Origin of the sequence: Arthrobacter sp. 49Tsu3.1M3 (genome assembly GCF_900168135.1) — a bacterium.
Taxonomy (GTDB): Bacteria; Actinomycetota; Actinomycetes; order Actinomycetales; family Micrococcaceae; genus Arthrobacter.
The window spans coordinates 32,549-50,914 of the sequence record NZ_FUZD01000019.1 but is presented as its reverse complement, the minus strand read 5'-3'; the positions used below and the strand labels follow the sequence as shown (position 1 = coordinate 50,914).

General features: G+C 68.7%; 21 protein-coding genes. 6 read left to right on the top strand and 15 right to left on the bottom strand.

What is annotated here, in order from left to right; genetic code table 11:
• The first annotated feature begins 61 nt into the window (after positions 1-61).
• Positions 62-496 carry an acyl-CoA thioesterase gene (locus B5X90_RS16915; RefSeq protein ID WP_079555099.1) on the top strand — a complete coding sequence of 145 codons (435 nt, stop codon included), beginning with the start codon at positions 62-64 and terminating at the stop codon, positions 494-496.
• On the opposite strand, the gene B5X90_RS16910 is transcribed toward B5X90_RS16915, so the two are convergent.
• The 4 genes from B5X90_RS16910 to B5X90_RS16895 form a co-directional block, all read right to left on the bottom strand.
• The gene (locus B5X90_RS16910) at positions 435-1,487 is read right to left on the bottom strand and encodes an FAD-dependent monooxygenase (RefSeq protein ID WP_179129178.1); all 1,053 of its coding nucleotides are present in this window, start codon (positions 1,485-1,487) and stop codon (positions 435-437) included. The two genes, B5X90_RS16915 and B5X90_RS16910, sit on opposite strands and share 62 nt — an antisense overlap.
• A gap of 44 nt (positions 1,488-1,531) precedes the next feature.
• Positions 1,532-1,924, bottom strand: coding sequence for a nuclear transport factor 2 family protein (locus B5X90_RS16905; protein ID WP_079555094.1), 393 nt, complete (start codon positions 1,922-1,924; stop codon positions 1,532-1,534).
• Between the two features lie 117 nt (positions 1,925-2,041).
• Entirely contained in the window at positions 2,042-3,232 is a 1,191-nt protein-coding gene (locus tag B5X90_RS16900; RefSeq protein ID WP_079555091.1) for a 4-hydroxybenzoate 3-monooxygenase, read from the bottom strand.
• Positions 3,233-3,324: 92 nt separating this feature from the next.
• On the bottom strand, positions 3,325-4,104 hold the full coding sequence (locus B5X90_RS16895; RefSeq protein ID WP_079555150.1) for an IclR family transcriptional regulator: 780 nt from the start codon (positions 4,102-4,104) through the stop codon (positions 3,325-3,327).
• A 133-nt stretch (positions 4,105-4,237) separates the two neighbouring features.
• Between B5X90_RS16895 and B5X90_RS16890 the strand changes: the two genes are divergently transcribed.
• Positions 4,238-5,542 carry an MFS transporter gene (locus tag B5X90_RS16890; RefSeq protein ID WP_079555089.1) on the top strand — a complete coding sequence of 435 codons (1,305 nt, stop codon included), beginning with the start codon at positions 4,238-4,240 and terminating at the stop codon, positions 5,540-5,542.
• Between the two features lie 13 nt (positions 5,543-5,555).
• Here the strand turns inward: B5X90_RS16890 and B5X90_RS16885 are convergent, their stop codons facing one another.
• Positions 5,556-6,638, bottom strand: a complete 1,083-nt coding sequence (locus tag B5X90_RS16885; RefSeq protein ID WP_079555087.1) for an FUSC family protein — start codon at positions 6,636-6,638, stop codon at positions 5,556-5,558.
• Between the two features lie 231 nt (positions 6,639-6,869).
• On the opposite strand from B5X90_RS16885, the gene mscL reads away from it, so the two are divergent.
• The 3 genes from mscL to B5X90_RS16870 all read left to right on the top strand — a co-directional run bounded on the left by mscL (position 6,870) and on the right by B5X90_RS16870 (position 9,091).
• On the top strand, positions 6,870-7,397 hold the full coding sequence (gene mscL, locus B5X90_RS16880) for a large conductance mechanosensitive channel protein MscL (RefSeq protein ID WP_079555084.1): 528 nt from the start codon (positions 6,870-6,872) through the stop codon (positions 7,395-7,397).
• A 128-nt stretch (positions 7,398-7,525) separates the two neighbouring features.
• Positions 7,526-8,119 carry a DinB family protein gene (locus tag B5X90_RS16875; protein ID WP_079555082.1) on the top strand — a complete coding sequence of 198 codons (594 nt, stop codon included), beginning with the start codon at positions 7,526-7,528 and terminating at the stop codon, positions 8,117-8,119.
• Between the two features lie 90 nt (positions 8,120-8,209).
• Positions 8,210-9,091, top strand: a complete 882-nt coding sequence (locus tag B5X90_RS16870) for an ACT domain-containing protein (RefSeq protein WP_079555079.1) — start codon at positions 8,210-8,212, stop codon at positions 9,089-9,091.
• A 49-nt stretch (positions 9,092-9,140) separates the two neighbouring features.
• Here the strand turns inward: B5X90_RS16870 and B5X90_RS16865 are convergent, their stop codons facing one another.
• On the bottom strand, positions 9,141-10,091 hold the full coding sequence (locus B5X90_RS16865) for a diacylglycerol/lipid kinase family protein (protein ID WP_079555077.1): 951 nt from the start codon (positions 10,089-10,091) through the stop codon (positions 9,141-9,143).
• Positions 10,092-10,263: 172 nt separating this feature from the next.
• On the opposite strand from B5X90_RS16865, the gene B5X90_RS16860 reads away from it, so the two are divergent.
• The gene (locus B5X90_RS16860; protein WP_028277604.1) at positions 10,264-10,500 is read left to right on the top strand and encodes a hypothetical protein; all 237 of its coding nucleotides are present in this window, start codon (positions 10,264-10,266) and stop codon (positions 10,498-10,500) included.
• A 52-nt stretch (positions 10,501-10,552) separates the two neighbouring features.
• Here the strand turns inward: B5X90_RS16860 and B5X90_RS16855 are convergent, their stop codons facing one another.
• From B5X90_RS16855 to pcaH, 9 genes are all read right to left on the bottom strand, one after another.
• Positions 10,553-11,359, bottom strand: coding sequence for an IclR family transcriptional regulator domain-containing protein (locus B5X90_RS16855; protein WP_079555075.1), 807 nt, complete (start codon positions 11,357-11,359; stop codon positions 10,553-10,555).
• 62 nt (positions 11,360-11,421) lie between these two features.
• The gene (locus tag B5X90_RS16850) at positions 11,422-12,129 is read right to left on the bottom strand and encodes a 3-oxoacid CoA-transferase subunit B (protein ID WP_079555073.1); all 708 of its coding nucleotides are present in this window, start codon (positions 12,127-12,129) and stop codon (positions 11,422-11,424) included.
• A 1-nt stretch (position 12,130) separates the two neighbouring features.
• A complete protein-coding gene (locus B5X90_RS16845; RefSeq protein WP_079555071.1) occupies positions 12,131-12,790 on the bottom strand; it encodes a 3-oxoacid CoA-transferase subunit A in 660 nt (219 codons plus the stop codon).
• Between the two features lie 18 nt (positions 12,791-12,808).
• Positions 12,809-14,008: a thiolase family protein gene (locus B5X90_RS16840; protein WP_079555069.1), complete on the bottom strand. Its 1,200-nt coding sequence runs from the start codon at positions 14,006-14,008 to the stop codon at positions 12,809-12,811.
• On the bottom strand, positions 14,005-14,490 hold the full coding sequence (gene pcaC, locus B5X90_RS16835) for a 4-carboxymuconolactone decarboxylase (protein WP_079555067.1): 486 nt from the start codon (positions 14,488-14,490) through the stop codon (positions 14,005-14,007). Before pcaC ends, B5X90_RS16840 begins: the two co-directional genes overlap by 4 nt.
• On the bottom strand, positions 14,487-15,305 hold the full coding sequence (locus B5X90_RS16830) for an alpha/beta fold hydrolase (RefSeq protein WP_079555065.1): 819 nt from the start codon (positions 15,303-15,305) through the stop codon (positions 14,487-14,489). The genes pcaC and B5X90_RS16830 overlap by 4 nt, the downstream gene beginning before the upstream one ends.
• Positions 15,298-16,857, bottom strand: coding sequence for a lyase family protein (locus B5X90_RS16825; RefSeq protein WP_079555063.1), 1,560 nt, complete (start codon positions 16,855-16,857; stop codon positions 15,298-15,300). The genes B5X90_RS16830 and B5X90_RS16825 overlap by 8 nt, the downstream gene beginning before the upstream one ends.
• Positions 16,854-17,444, bottom strand: a complete 591-nt coding sequence (gene pcaG / locus B5X90_RS16820) for a protocatechuate 3,4-dioxygenase subunit alpha (RefSeq protein ID WP_179129173.1) — start codon at positions 17,442-17,444, stop codon at positions 16,854-16,856. The genes B5X90_RS16825 and pcaG overlap by 4 nt, the downstream gene beginning before the upstream one ends.
• Entirely contained in the window at positions 17,437-18,345 is a 909-nt protein-coding gene (gene pcaH / locus B5X90_RS16815) for a protocatechuate 3,4-dioxygenase subunit beta (RefSeq protein WP_143264792.1), read from the bottom strand. Before pcaH ends, pcaG begins: the two co-directional genes overlap by 8 nt.
• Positions 18,346-18,366: the final 21 nt, after the last annotated feature.

The following is an 18,366-nucleotide window of genomic DNA, read 5'->3' as shown; positions in this document are numbered from 1 at the left end:
CCGCCCGGGGCCGGAGGCGTCACACAACGCCGCCGGTCACGGAGTCGGCTAACCTCGCACTATGGAATCGGCCGACATCACCTTCCGCACCCGCAAATGGGTGCGGCCCGAGGACCTCAACGCCAACGGCACCCTGTTCGGCGGGAGCCTGCTGAAGTGGATCGACGAAGAGGCGGCCATCTACGCCATCCTGCAGCTGGGCAACGGCCGGGCCGTCACCAAGTACATCTCCGAAATCAACTTCGTCAGTTCCGCGGTCCAGGGCGACCTGATCGAAATGGGCCTGACCGCGACCCGTTTCGGCCGGACTTCGCTGACGATGCGGGCCGAGGTCCGGAACATGATCACCCGCCGCAGCATCCTCACCATTGATGAGATCGTCTTCGTGAACCTGAGCCCGTCCGGGAAGCCGGAGCCGCACGGCTATACGGAGATCACCTACGACCGGGACCGGATTCCGACGCACCATCTGACCGAGACCCTGGACCAGGACTAGCCAAGCCCAGCAGCGCGTCCCGCACAGGCTGGCCCCGCTCCGCCAGGGCCAGCCGCATCACGGCCGAGGACGCCCACCGCAGCGCCTGCGTGCGGAGGTGGCGCGCCCGGTTGTAGGCGCTCAGCGCCTCGTCCACGGGCCGGGTATTGAGCAGCGCCGCGAGGGTCACGGCATCGACCAGCGCCTCGCAGGCGCCCCGGCCAAGGTTGGGTGTCATCGCGTGGGCGGCATCCCCCAGCAGTGCCACCCGGGCGCGGACATAGCTGCCAAGCGGCGGCGTCGTCCAGATCCGCTGCACCAGGGTCGTTTCCGGTACCGCAACGGCCAGGACGTCGCGGACGCCCGGGGCGTAGCCGCTGTAGCGGACCCGGGTTTCCGCCAGGACCGCGGCGACGTCGAGGCTTCCGTGTTCCGCCCGTGAGCGGAACGCCGCGTACCAGTTGGTCCCGGCCGCCGCGGGACCAATGCCGAAGAGCTGCCCGCGGCCCCAGTATTCGCCCGTATGAGCCCGCCACAGCGCTCCGGGAACCACGCCGCGGACCGCGAGGTAGCGGGTGGGCCGGGCACCGGAGCGGGCACCCCAGCAACTGCGGCGCACCGCGCTGTGGACACCGTCGGCGCCCACCACGAGGCCGGCAGGACCGGGCCGTACGACGTCGAGGCGGCCGGCCACCCGGCGCACGCTGCCCGGAACGGCACCGTCGAGGAGCCGAATGAGATCAACCCGGGAAACGCCGATCAGCCCCGTCGCCTGCGCTGATGTCCATGGCCTGCCGGAGGCCGCCCGGACGGTCATGCCGTCGATCACCGGGCTGGCCTCCCGGACGGCGTCCAGGATGCCCAAATCGCCAAGCGCGCGCTGGGCCGCGGGCCACATGGCCAAGGATGTCCCCACGGTCGGGAGTCCGGACCGCTGCTCGGTGACGGTGACCTCGAAACGCGCGGGATCCAGCCGGGCTGCAAGGGCCAGCCCGGCGATGCCGCCGCCGATGATGGAAACAGCCTGCGGGCGCGGCTGATCACGCGGTTGTTCGGTCAGGTCCAGAAGTCGTCCGACTTGGCCGTGTCCTCGAAGAACTCCCGCCCTTCCGCGATCTTTCCATCGCGGACCACAAACGTGATGACGGTGGCGAGGTCCAGTTTCTTGCCGTTGCCTTCTGCCCGGGATTGCTGGATCCCCACCGTGTAGTTTTCCCCGCCGATGACGTCTTTGACGTCCGCTTGGAAGGAACCCTGGGAGCGGGCACCGAGCTCACCGAAGTAGCTCAGGATAGCGTCCCGGCCCTGTTTGGTTCCGGATAGCACGCCACTTCCGGCTACGTGCCAGACTGCGTCCTCCGCGAACATGTCGCTGAGGGTCGCCATATCCCCTGAGTTGAAGGCCGTGTACCCCCGCCGAACCAGTTCAACATTCTCTGCCGTTCCCATGATCGGACACCTCTCCGTCGTCCTTGTCGGGTCATGCTGGGACGGTTCAAGGCTAGTCCTGGCTCCGGTGCCTGTCGACGGAAATATGCGCGTCTTCCCGGGGCTCCTGCCGGTGCTCTAGCGGGCGCCCGGCCAGCCGGTGTAGGCCTCCGCGAGGTAGGCGCTGCCGTGGCGGGAGGACACCACGGACTGGAGTTCGCCAAGCTGGCGGGCGCGGGAGAAATCATCAGCGCCGGCCGGGGTGTGCAGCATGGAAGTCATCCAGTAGGAGAACTGCTGGGCCTTCCACACCCTGTTCAGGGCGCGGTCGCTGTAGGCGTCCAGGAGTGCCGCGGAGCCGGTGGCGTAGAAGCTGTCGAATCCCTCGAAGAGGACTTTGACGTCATGCAGCGCCAGGTTAAGGCCCTTGGCCCCGGTGGGCGGCACCGTGTGCGCGGCGTCCCCGGCGAGGAACAGGTTGCCGTGCCGCATGGGGGCGTGGACGAAGCTGCGGAATTTCAGGACCGTTTTGTCGATCACGGGTCCTTCCTTGACCTCGAAGCCGTTGCCGTTGACGCGGCTGCGGAAGGCGTCCCAGATGCGGTCCTCATCCCAGTTGTTGACGTCCTCGTTGGGGTCGCACTGGAAGTACATCCGCTGGACGGTCTCCGTGCGCTGGCTGATCAGGGCGAAGCCGTTCCCGGAGTTGGCGTAGATCAGTTCGTCGGAGCTGCGCGGCGCCTCCGCCAGGATGCCGAACCAGGCGAAAGGGTACTCGTGGAAGTACCACTTGCGGTGCGCCTCGGGAATCTGGAACCGGCAGTGGCTGCGCGAGCCGTCCGCGCCGGCGATGAAGTCGGCCCGGAGCTCGTACTCGACGCCGTCCGCATCCGTAAACCAGACCCTGGGCCTGGCTTCGATGTCGTGGATGGTGGTGTCCGTGACGCCGTACCGGACATCGCCGCCGTCGGCCTTCCGGCGTGCGGAGAGGTCCAGGAACACGTCTGTCTGCGGGTAGAGCCACACCGATTCCCCGACGAGGTCCTGGAAGTCGATCCGGTGGCTTTCGCCGTTGAAACGTAGTTCGATTCCGTCGTGCCGGTCGCCGTCCCGCAGCACGCGGTCGGAGACACCGCTGTCGACGAGCATGTTGACCGAGCCATGCTCCAGGATGCCGGCGCGGACCGTCTCGGAGATCTCCTGGTGGCTGCGGATCTCCAGGACGGTGGATTCGATGCCGGCCTTGGCCAGCAGGTGGGACAGCATGAGTCCGGCCGGACCGGCCCCGATGATGGCTACCTGGGTGGTGATGACTTTTCGCTGTGCCATGTGCGTCTCGCTTCGCTGCGGGGTCCGCCGGTCGGGGCCGGGGCCGTTTTCGTCTTCCGGCTTACAGTGTGCTCCCGCCGGCGTGATGCGCGTTACATGGATTCCGCTGAATGGAATACGGAATGCTCGCGGGGCTCGCCCAGCCGCCGCCCGATCCCCCGGGCCGCGGTCTGGAGGGCGGGAACGAGCGCCTGCAGACGCACCTCGCGAAGGGGAACAACGACGCCGAGGGCCGCCACGGCGTGCTTCCTGCGGTCCAGCACCGGGACGGCGATCCCCCACGTGTCAGGGTCCACGACGCCGGCCAACTGGGCATAGCCCTGATGGGCGGCCTCGCTCAGGAGGGCGCGGAGATCCTCCACGCCCAGCCGGCCGGTCGGATCACTGAATCCCTCGAGGAACTCGGCCTGCACGGGGCGGGGCTGGTTGGCCATGAGCACCAGCCCGGCGGAGGACACGTGCACGGGCATCCGCCCGGCCACCTGCGCCCGGTTGGCGACGGAGCCGCGGCGCGAGAGCCGCTCCACAAAGAGCGCTTCCCGCCCGTCCAGCACGGCGAGGTTCACGTTTTGATGCAGCACCTGCTGGATGTCCTCCATGAACGGCAAGGCGGCCTGGCGGAGCTCGAGCGTGGGGGAATTGCGGTTGGCGAGCTCCCAGAGCCGCAGGCCCAGGCTGACGGAGCCGCCGGGGCCGACGTCGAGCAGGCCGTGTCCGGCAAGCTGCCGGACGAGTCTGTGCGCGGTGGTCAGGGGGAGCTCCGCCCTCGCGGCAAGCTCCGAGAGCGGCAGCGCCGTGACGCCTTCAGGGAACGCGGCAATCAACCGCAGAACCCGGTCCACCACCGAGTCGCCGGAGTTCGAATTGGCCACCATATCCCTTCCGTTGAATGGTTTTAAGTGTCCCATGCAACACGGTGCGGTGATAGAACTCTCACAATGGAAAGAGGCCGGCCGGCAGCGGCCAGGCACACGGAATCACCCAAATACTAATGCTGAGGTAACAATGTCAACGTCGTCATTGGACAAGTCGTCTTCCGGGGAGAAATCACGGTGGCCCGTGTGGCTCTGCTGGCTGGCCATGGTGCTGGACGGCTTTGACCTGGTGGTGCTCGGCACGGTCATCCCAACCCTCATCAAGTCGCAGGAACTTGGCTTCGACGCCGTCGGGGCGACGTTCGCGGCAACCGTCTCCCTGGTGGGTGTGGGGCTCGGCGCGCTCTTCATCGCCCCGCTCTCGGACCGGCTCGGCCGGCGGAACCTGCTGGTGGCCTGCGTGGCGTGGTTCTCCCTCTTTACGATCGCCGTCGTCTTCGCGCCCAATGTGGCGTGGTTCAGCACGTTCCGGCTGCTGGCCGGCCTGGGCCTGGGCGCCTGCCTGCCCGCCGCCCTGGCGTACATGAACGACTACGCACCCGCCGGCGCGGCCGGAAAGTCCACCACCCGGACCATGACCGGGTACCACGTCGGCGCCGTGGCCACCGCGTTCCTGGCCCTCATGGTCATTCCGAGCTGGCGGACCATGTTCGTGGCCGGCGGCCTGGCCGGCTTCGCTCTGGTCCCCTTCCTGTGGTTCAAGCTTCCGGAGACCCTCCCGCCGGTCCACCACATCCCCGCGGCCGCCTCCCCGGCCGGCGCCTCCCCGGCCGGCAGCCAGACCCGCGTGCAGGCCGCGCCCGAGGAAGAACGCGCCAGCTTCCGGGATCTGGGCCGCAAGCCCTACCCACTGATTGCGGCCGGTGTGGCCGTTGCGTCCTTCATGGGGCTGCTGTTGGTCTACGGCCTGAACACCTGGCTGCCCCAGCTCATGGCCTCCGCCGGCTACAGCCTGAACGCCGGGCTCGCCCTGCTCCTGGTCCTGAACGTGGGCGCCGTGGTGGGCCTGCTGATCGCCGGCGTCCTGGCGGACCGGCACGGGACGAAGAAGATCGTGTTGCTCTGGTTTGGCCTTTCCGCCGTGTTCCTGGCCGCGCTCAGCATCCAGATCCAGAACGAAGTGGTGCTCTATGCCGCTGTCTTCGTCACCGGCGTGTTCGTCTTCAGTTCCCAGGTTCTGGTCTACGCCTGGGTCAGCCAGCTCTTCCCCGTCCGCCTGCGCGGCACCGCCCTGGGCTTCGCCGCCGGAGTGGGCCGGCTGGGAGCGATTTTGGGTCCGGCTGTCACCGGCGCGCTGGTCGCCGCCGGCATCGCCTACCCGTGGGGTTTCTACGTTTTCGCCGCCGCCGCAGTCCTGGCGGTCATTGCCCTCGCCTTCGTCCCACAGACCGTCCCGGCCGTGTCCCGCACCGGCGCCAGCGTCGGGCACTCGTAGGCGTCAGGCGCTCCTAGGACAAGCGCTCCGGGGTCCGCGCCTCGCGGCGCCCCCTTAGTTTGCGCCACGCGCCGGGTGCCAACACGACGGCGATGCCGACGGCGGCGCCGATGATGGTCTCGACGATTCTGTCGCGGAGCAGGAGGCCGGGCGGCACGGGCGCCACGAGAAGCGTGGAAGTCAGGGCCAGCGGAGTGACGAAAACCTGCGCCAGCATGTACTGGCGCGCGATGAACATCTCGGCCCCGAACTGGCACGCGGCAATGACCAGCACCGTCTGCCAGGGCGTCGGCTGCAGGAGCAGGATGCCGGCGAGCAGCACCAGCCCCAGGGCTGTGCCCGCGATTCTCTGCAGGCCGCGGCTGACGCGGTGCCGGGTGGTGTGGCCCACCAGCGGAACGACGGCGGCCACCATCGCCCAGTAGTTGTGGCCAATGTCCAGCCATTCCCCGGCCAGGGTCCCCAGCGTTCCCGCCAGGCCTGCCGCCACGAGGTAACCCCAGCTTTCGTGCCACGCGGTGCGTTTCTCCTGCGGAGTGAGGGCCGCCGGTCTTGGATTTACCCACGGGGTCCGGTGGCTCCGGGCCACCCGCGAGGACAGGCCGAGCAGCAGGGAGAAAGCCACGGTGAGGACCGCCGCCAGCATGGCCTGCCACAGCGGCGGCTGGTTGGGGATCGACGCGATGGCCGCGAACGCGAAGATATGGAACAGCGAACCGGAGGGGCGCAGGCGCCACCACGCGACAACCAGGGAGCATCCCCACGCGATCACGGTGGTGGCCACGACCAGGACCCAGGTGGTGCCTGCCGCCGACAGCCCGGCCAGGGCGTCCACCCGCGCGGTGAGGGCGGCCAGGAACATCACCAGCAGCATCAGCCCGCCGCCTCGGACCTGGAGGGTCAGGCGCCTGGCGTGCGGCTCGTTGCGGCCGTAGATGCCGGTGAAGGCGCCAAACGAAGCGAAGATTGCCAGATCCAGGCGGTCCAGCAGCACCAGCGTGATCAGCGGAACAAAGACTCCCACGGCGCAGCGGAAGGCAACCTGGTGGTCCTTGTTGCCCGGCGCGATGGTGAACATCTCGGCGAACACTTTCATAGCGCCGGCCTCACAGCGAAAAAGCTCTTCATGGGCGGGTTCTCACGGGTCGGGATGCCTTTCGTTGCGGCCGGAGTGTTACGACGGCGGCGCTGGCATCCAAGAGGGAGTTTACGCCGGAACGGCACGGCGGCGGCATCGGAATCCGTTGATCGGGATCGGCCGTCTGCACGGCGAAGTGGTAGCGTCTATCGGTTGAATCAAGCCCGCAACGCACACCGGAGGTTCCCCATGCTCAAAGGATTCAAGGATTTCATCCTGCGCGGCAACGTGATCGAACTGTCCATCGCCGTCGTGGTCGGCACCGCTTTCACCGCCCTGGTCAGCGCGTTCACCGCAAACATCGTCAACCCGATCCTCGCTGCTGCCGGCGGGGTCGAGACCCACGGCCTGGGCTTCTACGTCTGGCCGGGCAACGACAAGACTTTCGTCAACATCGGCGCCGTGGTGACAGCCTTCCTCACCTTCCTCATCACCGCCGCGGTGGTGTACTTCATCTTCGTGGCCCCCATGAACCGGATCAACCGAATGGTCAAGAACCGGCTCAAGGCAGCAGAGCCCGAGGAGAAGCCGATCCCGGCCGACACCGCACTGCTGGCCGAGATCCGCGACCTGCTGGCCAATCTGGCCGGCCCGGACGCCGCCGCCACCCGTGGCCGCGTCGGGGAGCACCCGGACGGGGAGCACCTGGACAGGGAGCACCTGGACGGGGAGCACCTGGAAGGGGGAGCACCCGCACGGGAAGGCGCAGTCGTCTGAGCCGGCCGGAGCCGCAAGCCGAACTCACGCCTGGCCCCTCCTGGCTGTGCCCTCTGGCGCGCGGTGGGACCGGAGTGCTTTGATGTAGGGGCCCCGCCGCGTGAGCCTGGCTGCCAAGGAGGAACACCATGCCGGACCTTGACTGGAACCACGAGCTGGTGGACCAATTGGACTGGCATTTTGCCAACCAGGCACGTCCGCGGCTGGACGGGTTGACTGACCACGAGTACTTTTGGGAGCCGGCGCCGGGCTGGAATGTCCGCCGCAGGGACGCCTCAACACCCCCGGGCGCGCCGGGTTCGGGCGATTTCACCATTGATTTCAGCTACCCGGAGCCCGTTCCCGCTCCGGTGACAACCATTGCCTGGCGCGTGTGCCACATTCTGGTCGGTGTCCTCGGCGCACGCACGGCATCGCATTTTGGCGGTCCTGCGGTGGACTACCAGTCCTTCGCCTACCCCGGCACCGCGGCCGGGGCACTGGCCCTGCTGGACGAGTACTACGGCCGGTGGATCCACGGCGTGAAAGGCCTCCACGAATCGGGTTTGGCGGCGCCCTGCGGGCCGGCCGAGGGCCCGTACGCCGATGCCCCCCTGGCAGCACTGGTCCTGCACATCAACCGCGAGATGATCCACCACTTGGCCGAGGTCGCCCTGCTCCGCGACCTCTACGCCCACCGCCACCTGCTCCAGCACGGCCAAGAGGGTGGACCGGGTAAGTAACAGCACGATCACCTGACCTGGCCCGGTCCCGGCGCGAAACCGTCACCCGGCGGCAACCCGGCCGAAACAGCCGGCGGGAATCATGGGAGCATGACACGCACCGCCGCAGGCAAAAACCCAGGCAAAACCCCAGGCAAAGCCCAGTCCCCGGCCACCTCCGAGTTGAGCTGCGAAGTGTGCGGCCAGATGCCCGAACCGACCAAGGCACGGCTGACCCTGGCCAATGTCGCCGTGATGCTTCCGATCGAACTGCTGGTGCACGCGGCGGTGGTGGAAACCCACCTGCCATACGTCGCGAAGGTCCTGGTGCTGACCATGACCGCGACCATCCTGGTGATCTGGGTGGCCGAACCCTCGGCCGCCCGGATGCTCAGGGGCTGGCTGCATGCCCCGGCCCTGCGGCACCGCAAACGGCTCGGCGCCGCACCCGCCCTGTGGCGGGCGCGGACCGTCCTGAAAGACAGGCCCGGGTCGCTGCAGAAACTGACGCAGGCCCTGGCCGCGCTGAACACGAACATCCTCAGCATTCATGTTCATCCCGTGGCCGGCGGTGTGCTGGACGAGTTTGTGCTCTCGGCCCCGGGCGAAGTCCGCGAAGCCGAGCTGCTCCGGGCGCTGCGGGCCGGCGGCGGAGCGGATCCGCACGTTTGGCCGACCACCGCCCTGGCCATGGCCGACGGGCAAACCGGCGCACTGAGCCTGGCCGCCCGGATCGCCGCCAGCCCGGAGGAGCTGCCGCTGGCGGTCGCGGAACTGCTGCGGGCACGGATCATCCCCGGACCGGCCGCCGGCAACATTGGGGTCCCGCCTTCCACGGGCGGTGACGGGACGGTCCTGAAAATCCCTACGGCGTGGCACGGGCCCATTACGTTTTCCCGGCCCGGCGAGCCGTTTACGCCTGCCGAATCCGCCCGCGCACACCGTTTGGCCGAACTCGCGGAGATCCTGGCGCACCGGCCGGCGGCACGTTAGATTGCCCGCCCGGGGTGAAACGGCCGGCCGGGCAATGGTTGGCGCGGGGTCAGATGCCTGTCATCCGGATGGTGAGGGCATCCTGCTCGACCGTGACCTTGAGGTGCTTGGCCTTGCCGAGCGGGTCGCCGTCGAGCTGGAATTCCTGCTCGTGGGCGAGTTCGATCTCGGCTGACTTTCCGGCGAAATATTCCACCGATGCGTTCTTGGCGTTCCTCCGGCCGAAGACGCCGGCCAGCACATCCAGCCAGCCGAACCGGCCGATGGGGGCCAAAATCACGACGTCCAGGATGCCGTCGTCGATCTTGGCGTCGGGAAAGATCTCCACGCCCCCCATGATCTTGCCGCAGTTACCCACCATCACGCTGCGGATGCGGCGCCGTACCGGGTGCTCGCCGTCAATGCTGATTTTTGCCCTGATGGGCTTGCCCGGCAGGTGCCGGATGCCCGCCTCAACGTACGCCAGCCAGCCCACGCGGTCCTTGAGTTCGTCGACGGTGTTGGCCATGATGGCGGCGTCGTAGCCAAGTCCGGCCATCACCAGGAAGGTGGATTCCGTCTCGGCGTGGTCCAGCGTGGCCTTCACCACGTCCACCTTGGTGTCCGTGCCGCTTAGGACGTCGTAGCTGGCCGCGACGGGGTCGGTGATATCGATGCCGAGATTGCGGGCCAGCAGGTTTCCGGTCCCCAGGGGCACCAGGCCCATCGGCGTTCCGGTGCCTGCGAGGACTTCCGCCACACAGCGGACCGTTCCGTCGCCGCCTGCGGCGATCACGACGTCGACTCCGGCCTCCAGCGCCTCGCGGGCCTGGCCCAGCCCGGTGTCCTCCTTCGTGGTTTCCAGCCACAGCGGCTCCGCCCAGCCCTGGGTCTCGCACAGGCGGAAGAAGGAGGCACGGAAGCTCTCTCCGGGAGACTTCATGGGGTTGATAACCACGGCGGCGCGCCGGGAGGCCGCGTTGTCCGGAGTCTCCGGCGTCGCGGTGCTGTTCTCTGTCATGGCGTCCTTAGGGGCAATGGGGCGGAGGGTTCCCGAACTAAAATCCTAGCTGCAGTGCCCGCGTAACCTGCGCAGCGCCGGCGCGAATCGTGGACGTGGGCTCCGCAGGCTCACTAGACTGGGCCTCGTGATGTGCCGGAGGCTGCTCTCCGGACGCCGAAAGCGGGAGCAGATGACTGAAACAGAGAATTACTCAGCGACGGCAGAATCATCGAGCGTCGATCCGCACGACTGGGGCCGGGCGATGGCACTGGCGCTCACACGGCTGGCCGAGCAGATCGCGCCCGGAGGCAGCGAAGACATCCATGCCCTGCTGGTGGGCAGGGACCTGCACCTGAAAATCGGTGACGAACCCGGGGGCGTGACGATCACGGTTTCAACAGAGCCCATCCCGGATCCCGCCACCTGACGGTTCTCTTAACGGGCGTGACTCTTCTCAGACGTCTTGTCTGGGACGCGTTTCACCGGCCCGAGGTCAGGTCCTCGGAGATAATTTCCGCCGTGGCCAGCGCCGCTTCACGCACGGCCTTGAGGTAGGCGTCCGGATCAGGCTGCGCGGACACCGTCTGGGCCTGCAGTGAGACGTTGATGGCCGCCACCACCTTGGGCCCGTCGTGGACGGGCGCCGCAATGGACATCAGGCCCAGCTCCAGTTCCTGGTTCAGCAGGCACCAGCCCTGGGCGCGAACAGTATCCAGCTCCGCCAGGAGGGCGGCCCGCGTTCCGATGGCTCCGGGAGTCAGGGGCCGGATCTCGGCCGCCGCGAGGTACTCTTCCAGCTTCGCCGGCGGGAGGGCCGCGAGCAGCACCCTGCCCATCGAGGTGGCATAGGCGGGGAAGCGGGTGCCCACCGTGATGCCGACCGTCATGATCCGCCGGGTGGACACCCGGGCGATGTAGGCGATGTCGGTGCCCTCGAGCACCGCGGCCGACGTCGACTCCCCCAGTTCGAGGGAGAGCTCTTCCAGGTGCGGCTGGGCGAGCTGCGGCAGGGACAGCCCGGACAGGTAGGCGTAGCCGAGCTGCAGCACTTTGGCAGTCAGGGCGAAGATCTTGCCGTCCGTGCGGACATAGCCCAGCTCCGCGAGCGTGTGCAGGAACCGCCGGGCCGTGGCGCGGGTCAGCTCGGTCCGGGCCGCCACCTCGGTCAGCGTCATCTTGGGGTGTTCCGTGTCGAAGGCACGGATCACGGCGAGCCCGCGCGCCAGCGACTGCACGTACTGGTCGCTGGCCGCGGGTGCGCCGCCGCTCTTGGCTGGCTCAGTCATTTTCCGCCTCTCGGTCCCGGATCACTTTAGCGGTGCCCACAGCTTGTCCGGCCGCAGGCCTGTCAGCTTGGGTCCGCCGCCCGGAGCGGCATCGGGACCAGGGCCTGGAGTTCCTCGAGCGTGCAGCCGAAGGTCTCCCGCACCTGGACGCCGTCGGGGCCGGTCAGGAAGACAGCCTTGTCGGTGTAGACGCGGGTCACGCAGCCGATCCCGGTGAGCGGGTACGTGCAGGTCCCCACGAGTTTGGACACGCCGTCGCGGGTCAGCAGCGTCATCATGACGAAGACGTCCTTGGCGCCGGTGGCGAGGTCCATGGCGCCGCCGACGGCGGGGATCGCGTCCGGGGCCCCGGTGTGCCAGTTGGCGAGGTCGCCGGTGGCGGAGACCTGGAAGGCGCCCAGGACGCAGATGTCCAGGTGTCCGCCGCGCATGATCGCGAAGGAGTCAGCGTGGTGGAAGTAGGACGCCCCGGGCAGTTCGGTCACGGGAATCTTCCCGGCGTTGATGAGGTCGCCGTCGATCTGGTCCCCGGTGGCCTCCGGGCCCATGCCGAGCATGCCGTTCTCGGTGTGGAGCGTGATGTTCTGCTCCGGTTCGAGGTAGTTCGAGACCAGAGTGGGCTGGCCGATGCCGAGGTTCACGAAAGATCCGGGGGCGATGTCGCGGGCCACGAGGCGGGCGAGATCGTCACGGCCCAGCGGCTTGCCGGACGTCTGGAGGTCAGCCTGGTTGCCGGTCCGCAGACTCTGGTCATTGGTTGGGATGCTCATCTCAGGCCACCTTCACAATGCTGTTGACGTAGATGCCGGGGGTCACGATGATTTCCGGGTCCAGGCCGCCGGTGGGGACGATCCCGGAGACCTGGGCGATGGTGTGTTTCGCGGCGGCGGCCATGATGGGGCCGAAGTTCCGCGCGGTTTTACGGTAGACCAGGTTGCCCCGGCCGTCCGCCGTGAGGGCCTTGATCAGGGCGACGTCGGCGTGGATGGGGGTCTCGAACACCTGCCACTTGCCGTCCAGGAAGCGGGTTTCCTTGCCGTCGGCGAGCATGGTGCCGTAGCCGGTGGGCGTGAAGAAGCCGCCGATCCCGGCGCCGGCCGCACGGATCCGCTCGGCGAGGTTTCCCTGCGGGACCAGTTCGAGCTCAACCTCGCCCGCGCGGTACTTCGCGTCGAAATGCCAGGAGTCGGACTGCCGCGGGAAGGAACAGATCATCTTCTTCACCCGGCCTTCCTTGATCAGCAGGGCCAGGCCCTGGTCGCCCTGGCCGGCGTTGTTGTTCACCACGGTCAGGCCGGTGGCGCCGCACTCCAGCAGCGCGTCGATGAGCTCGAACGGCTGCCCGGCGTTGCCGAAGCCGCCGATCATGACCGTGGAGCCGTCCTTGATGCCGGCGACGGCCTCGTCGACGGTGTCGATGAAATTCAGCATCTCTCTTTGCCCTGTCCTCTATGCCGCATCGCGGGAAGTTACGTTTTCGAGCACGACGGCGAGGCCCTGGCCGACGCCGATGCAGATCGCGGCGACGCCCCAGCGCTGCCCGGAGGCCTGCAGGGACCGGGCCAGGGTGCCCAGGATCCGCCCGCCGGAGGCGCCGAGCGGGTGGCCCATGGCGATCGCGCCGCCGTGCCGGTTCACGATTCCCGCGTCGATGCCCCAGGCGTTGATGCAGGCCAGGGACTGCGCGGCGAACGCCTCATTCAGTTCGACGGCGCCGACCTGGTCCCAGCCGATGCCGGCCTTGGCGAGGGCCTTGTTCGCGGCCTCGACCGGGGCGTAGCCGAAGTACTGCGGGTCGTTGGCGTGCGCGCCGCGCCCGGCGATCCGGGCCAAGGGCTCCATCCCCAGGAGCCCGGCGGCCTTTTCACTGCCCAGCCACGCCGCGGACGCGCCGTCGGAGAGCGGGGAGGCGTTCCCGGCGGTGACGGTGCCGTTCTCGGTGCGGAACACGGTCTTGAGCCCGGCGAGCTTCTCCGCCGAGGACCCGGGCCGGATGCCTTCGTCGCGGACCAGGTCCGTGCCCGGGACCGGGACGACGAGGTTGTCGTAGAACCCTTCGTCCCAGGCGGCGGCGGCCAAGTTGTGCGAGGCGGCGGAGAACCCGTCCTGGGCCTCGCGGGTGACGCCGTACTTCTCCCGGAGCCGTTCGGTGGCCTCGCCCAGGGAGATGGTCCAGTCCGTCGGCATGGCCCGGTTCACCAGCCGCCAGCCCAGCGTGGTGGAGGCCAGGGTCAGGTCCCCGGCCGGGTAGGGCTTCTCCGTCTTGGGCAGCACCCACGGGGCCCGGGACATCGATTCGGCGCCGCCGATCAGCATGAGCTCGGCGTCGCCGGTGTTGATCTGGCGCGAGGCGATGATCGCAGCGTCCAGGGAGGAGCCGCAGAGCCGGTTGACTGTGGTGCCCGGGATCGAGACGGGCAGCCCGGCCAGCAGGGTGCCCATCCGGGCGACGTTGCGGTTCTCCTCGCCGGCGCCGTTCGCGTTGCCGAACACCACCTCATCGATCCGTTCGACGTCGAGGGCCGGGGCGCGCTTCACGGATTCACGGATCACGTGCGCGGCGAGATCATCCGGGCGGACCCCGGCGAGGCCGGAACCGAACTTCCCGAACGGGGTACGGACGGCGTCGTAGATAAAAGCCTGGTTCATGGGTTCTGGTCCGTTTCTGCTTCGTCCATGGCTGCGTCGTCCATGGAATGGAAGACCTGCTGGGCGGTCTTGAACGCGGTGTTGGCGGAGGGGACCCCGCAGTAGATGGCGGTCTGGAGCAGGATTTCCTTGATCTCGTCCCGGCTCAGGCCGTTGGTGATGGCGGCGCGGATGTGCATGGCGAGTTCTTCCCAGTGCCCGTGGGCCACCATGGCGGTCAGGGTGACGGCTGAGCGCATCTGGCGGCTGATCCCGGGCCGGGTCCAGATGCCGCCCCAGGCGATCCTGGTGATCATGTCCTGGAAGTCCTCGGTGAAGGAATCCTTGTTGGCGTTGGCGCGGTCCACGTGCGCGGCGCCGAGGACCTCGCGGCGGACTTTCATGCCGCCGTCGTAGATCTCCTGGCTGGTCGCGCCGGGCTGGACCACACCGTTGCGTTCGGCCCCGTGGGATTCAGCACTGCCGGTTTCGGAGAGAGTCATGCTCCCGCTCCCTGGGTCTCGGTCCAGGTGATGAGGCCCCTGAGCAGCTCGGCGACGTGGCCCGGCGCCTCGAACGGCGCCAGGTGTGCCACGCCCTCCAGGCTGACGGCCGTCGCCGTCCCGCCGCCGGAGGTGATGCCCGCGGCGACTTCCCCGGCCATCGACGGCGGGGCGACCTCGTCCAGGGCGCCGGCCACAACCTGGGTGGGGACGCGGATGGTGCCTAGCTGGTCCCGCACGTCGAAGCCGGCCAGGGCCTCGCAGCAGAAGGCGTAGCTGAAGCGGTCGGCGTCCCGGAGGCTGTGCAGGAGCCGGCTGCTGAGCTCCGGCTGGCTCTCCATGAAGCCCGGCGCGAACCAGCGCTGCGCGGAACCCTGGATCATCACCGGGGTGCCCTGCGTGCGCACGGTTTCGGCGCGTTCCAGCCAGCCCTCGGGGGTGCCGAGCTTCGCGCCGGAGCACTGCACGGAGAGGCTCTTGAGCCGGTCGCCGTGCTTGATGCCAAGCTGCAGTCCGGTGGCGCCGCCGAGGGATACCCCGGCGTAGTGGAAGCGCGCGCCCGGGGCGATCGAATCGACCAGGCCGATCACGGCATCCGCGAGGTCGGCGACCGTGAAGGTCTCCTCCGCCGCGGGCGAGACGCCGTGCCCGGGCAGGTCCCAAGCGATGACGTCGACGTCGGCGCCCAGCAATGTGCCGGCGTGGCTCCACAGCAGGGAGGATGTTCCGAGCGAGGGCCCGACGATGAGGAGGGGCTTATCGCCGAGCTCGCGCTGGGGCGACAGCAGGACTGCTTTGACGGTGGGTCTAGCCACGGGAAGCTCCGTTCTGGATCTTGTGGGCGAAGGCGCCGGCCTGGCCGGTGTATTCCGGATACGCCGCGAGGATGCGGCGGGAGATCTCAACGGCCTGGCCGAGGTAGTTGGCCGGGTTCAAAAGCTCCTCGAGCCGGGTGTCGCTGAGCAGCTCCTCCGGGACAGCGGCGCGGAGCAGTGCCCGGTAGGTGTCCGCCTGCTCCGCAGCCGGGGCCATGAGCGTTTCGTCGACGACGGCCTGCAGCCGCTGTTTCCCGGTCCGGGCGGCTCCCGGATCGGCGCCGCTCCCGTCCAAAACGGCCGCGTCCAAAACGGCCCGGTCCAAAAGCGGTGCGACGGCGGCGTTGACGGCTTCGGAGAGCAGCAGCGGGCCGCCGAGCTCAAGGTTGCGGCGCATCGCTCCGGGGAAGACTGCCATCCCTTCGGCCAGTTCGCGCAGCTGCACCGCGGCGCCGAGGGCCAGGCGCAGCAGCTGGCGCAGGGCCGCCCATTCGCTGTGCCAGGCGCCGTCGGGGCGTTCGTCGTTGAAATTGGCGGCCGCGAGATGCAGCTGTGCGGCCAGTGCCGGGGCCTGCAGGGCGGCGCTGCGGATCAGCACGGAGAGCACGGGGTTCTGCTTCTGCGGCATGGCCGAGGACACGCCGCGCCCCGCGACGCGCGGTTCCGCAATCTCGGCAACTTCGGGCCGGCTCAGGAACAGGACGTCGGCGGCCATCTTTCCGGCGGCGTCGGTCACCGCCGCCAGCGCGTCGCCGAGCGAGGTGACGGCCAGCCGGTTGGTGTGCCAGGGGGCAGGAACGGGAGCGAGACCCAGGCGGGCGGCCAGCCGGTCGGCGAGGTCAAACGGGGACAGCGTCCCCGCGGACATCGTCTCTGCGGCCAGCCCGGCGCCGTCAGTGAGTACAGTGCCGTCAGTGAGTACAGTGCCGGAAGCCAGGGTCCCGGCGGCGCCGCCGGTCTGTACCGGCAGTTCGAGGGCCTCGAGCCGGCTGGCCGCGGCGGCCAGCCCGCTGAACCATTGCGCGGCCCGCAGCCCGAAGGTGTAGGGAAGCGAGTGCTGGGTCAGGCTGCGGGCCACACAAAGCGTGTGTCCGTGGGTTTCGGCGAGGCCGGCGAGGGCGGCCGTTGCCGACCGTAGCTCCGCGAGCAGTTCGCGGATGGCCCCGGCGGCCAGCACCATCAGGGCCGAGTCGAGCACGTCCTGGCTGGTCAGCGACGTGTGAACGGCGCGGACGGCGCCGAGTCCGGCGGTGTCCAGGTTCCTGACCTGCTCCCGGAGGTCGGCGAGCAGCGGGATGACAGGGTTGCCGCCGCCTTGGGCCCGGACGGCCAGTCCCGCGACGTCGTACCGCTGCGCGTCCGCGGCCGTGGCCACCACCGCGGCGGACCCGGCCGGGGCCAGGCCGGCCTCGTCCAGGACCGCCGCCCAGGCGGCCTCGACCTTAAGGATGGCGGCGAGCACCGCACGGTCCCCGGTCAGCGCCGCCACAACCGGCGACGCCGACACGGGACTCAGCAGGCCGGCGTCGCCGTCGGTTTCGAAGAAGCTCACTTGGCGGCACCCTCGGCGCTGCTGAAGTCCAGGAACACGGTCTCGCCGTCGCCCTGGAGGCGGATGTCCCAGCTCAGTCCGCCGTCGGGATCCCGGCGTGCGATCAGGGTCCGGCGCCGCTCCGGGTCAAGCGAGCTGAGCAGCGGATCCTTGGCCAGGGCCTCCTCGTCCTCCGGCAGGTAGACGCGGGTGAACAGGCGGTTCATGAGGCCCCGGGCAAAGACGGCGACGGCGATGAACGGGGCCGCACCCTCCTCGGTAGGGCCGGGGTTCACCGTGGTGAAGGTGAAGACACCGGTGTTGCCGACCGCGCTGCGGCCGAAGCCGGTGAAGGTGTAGCCGTCGCGGACCAGGGAGCCCGTGCGGTGCGGGACGTTGCCGTCCGCATCGGCCTGCCAGATCTCCAGGATCGCGTCCGGGATCGGGTGCCCGGCGCCGTCATAGACGGTGCCCTGGAGCCGGATGGAGCCCGGGGAGCCGGGAGCCAGGAGCTCGCGGTCCTTGGCGAAGGGCAGGGCGTAGCCATAAAACGGGCCCACGGTCTGGCCCGGTGTCGGGGTGAGTTTACCCACGGCGTTGCTATTCATTCTCATCGCCTCCTGCGCCCAATGCCTCGTTTTCGGTCCAGGTCCGCTTGGACCCGGTCAGGACAATGTCCCAGTTGTACGCCAGAGCCCATTCAGGCTTGGTCTGCTCGTGGTTGTAGGTGGCCACGAGCCGGTCGCGGGCATCCTGGTCCACGATCGACTGGTAGATCGGGTCCAGCGGGAACAGCTGGTCACCGGGGAAGTACATCTGGGTGACGATCCGCTGGGTGAACTCCTGCCCGAACAGGGAGAAGTGGATGTGGGCCGGGCGCCAGGCATTGAGGTGGTTCTTCCACGGGTAGGCGCCGGGTTTGATGGTGGTGAAGCTGTAGGAGCCGTCCGGGCCCGTGATGCAGCGGCCGACGCCGGTGAAGTTGGGATCCAGCGGCGCCGGGTGCTGGTCGCGCTTGTGGATGTAGCGGCCGGCGGAGTTCGCCTGCCAGATTTCGACGAGCTGGCCCGCGACGGGACGCCCGTCGCCGTCGAGCACCCGGCCGGAGACCACGATGCGTTCGCCGAGCGGCTCGCCGTTGTGCGCGATGGTCAGGTCCGCTTCCAGCGCGTGCACGTCCATGTGCCCGAACGCCGGCGAGTACAGTTCGATGGTTTCGGGATCCGCGTGGTGCAGATCCTTGGTCGGGTGGCGCAGGACGCTGCTGCGGTACGGCGCGTAGTCGAGCCGCGGCTGGGTTTCGGCCGGGGCTCCGGCTTTGAGGGCCTGCGCGTACGCTTCGCTGATCGCCTTCATCTCGGCGCTGAGGTCCGCCTGCGACTCCGCGGCAGTATCCAAGGCAGCGCCGGCGGGCGCATGCGTCTTTGGTGCGGCCTCAGTCGCTTCGTCGGACACGTCCTCGGTGATCGGGTCGGCGTTGAAAATGTCGAGGTTGATTTCTTCAGGCACAGCAGCCTCCTTTCGTTGGTG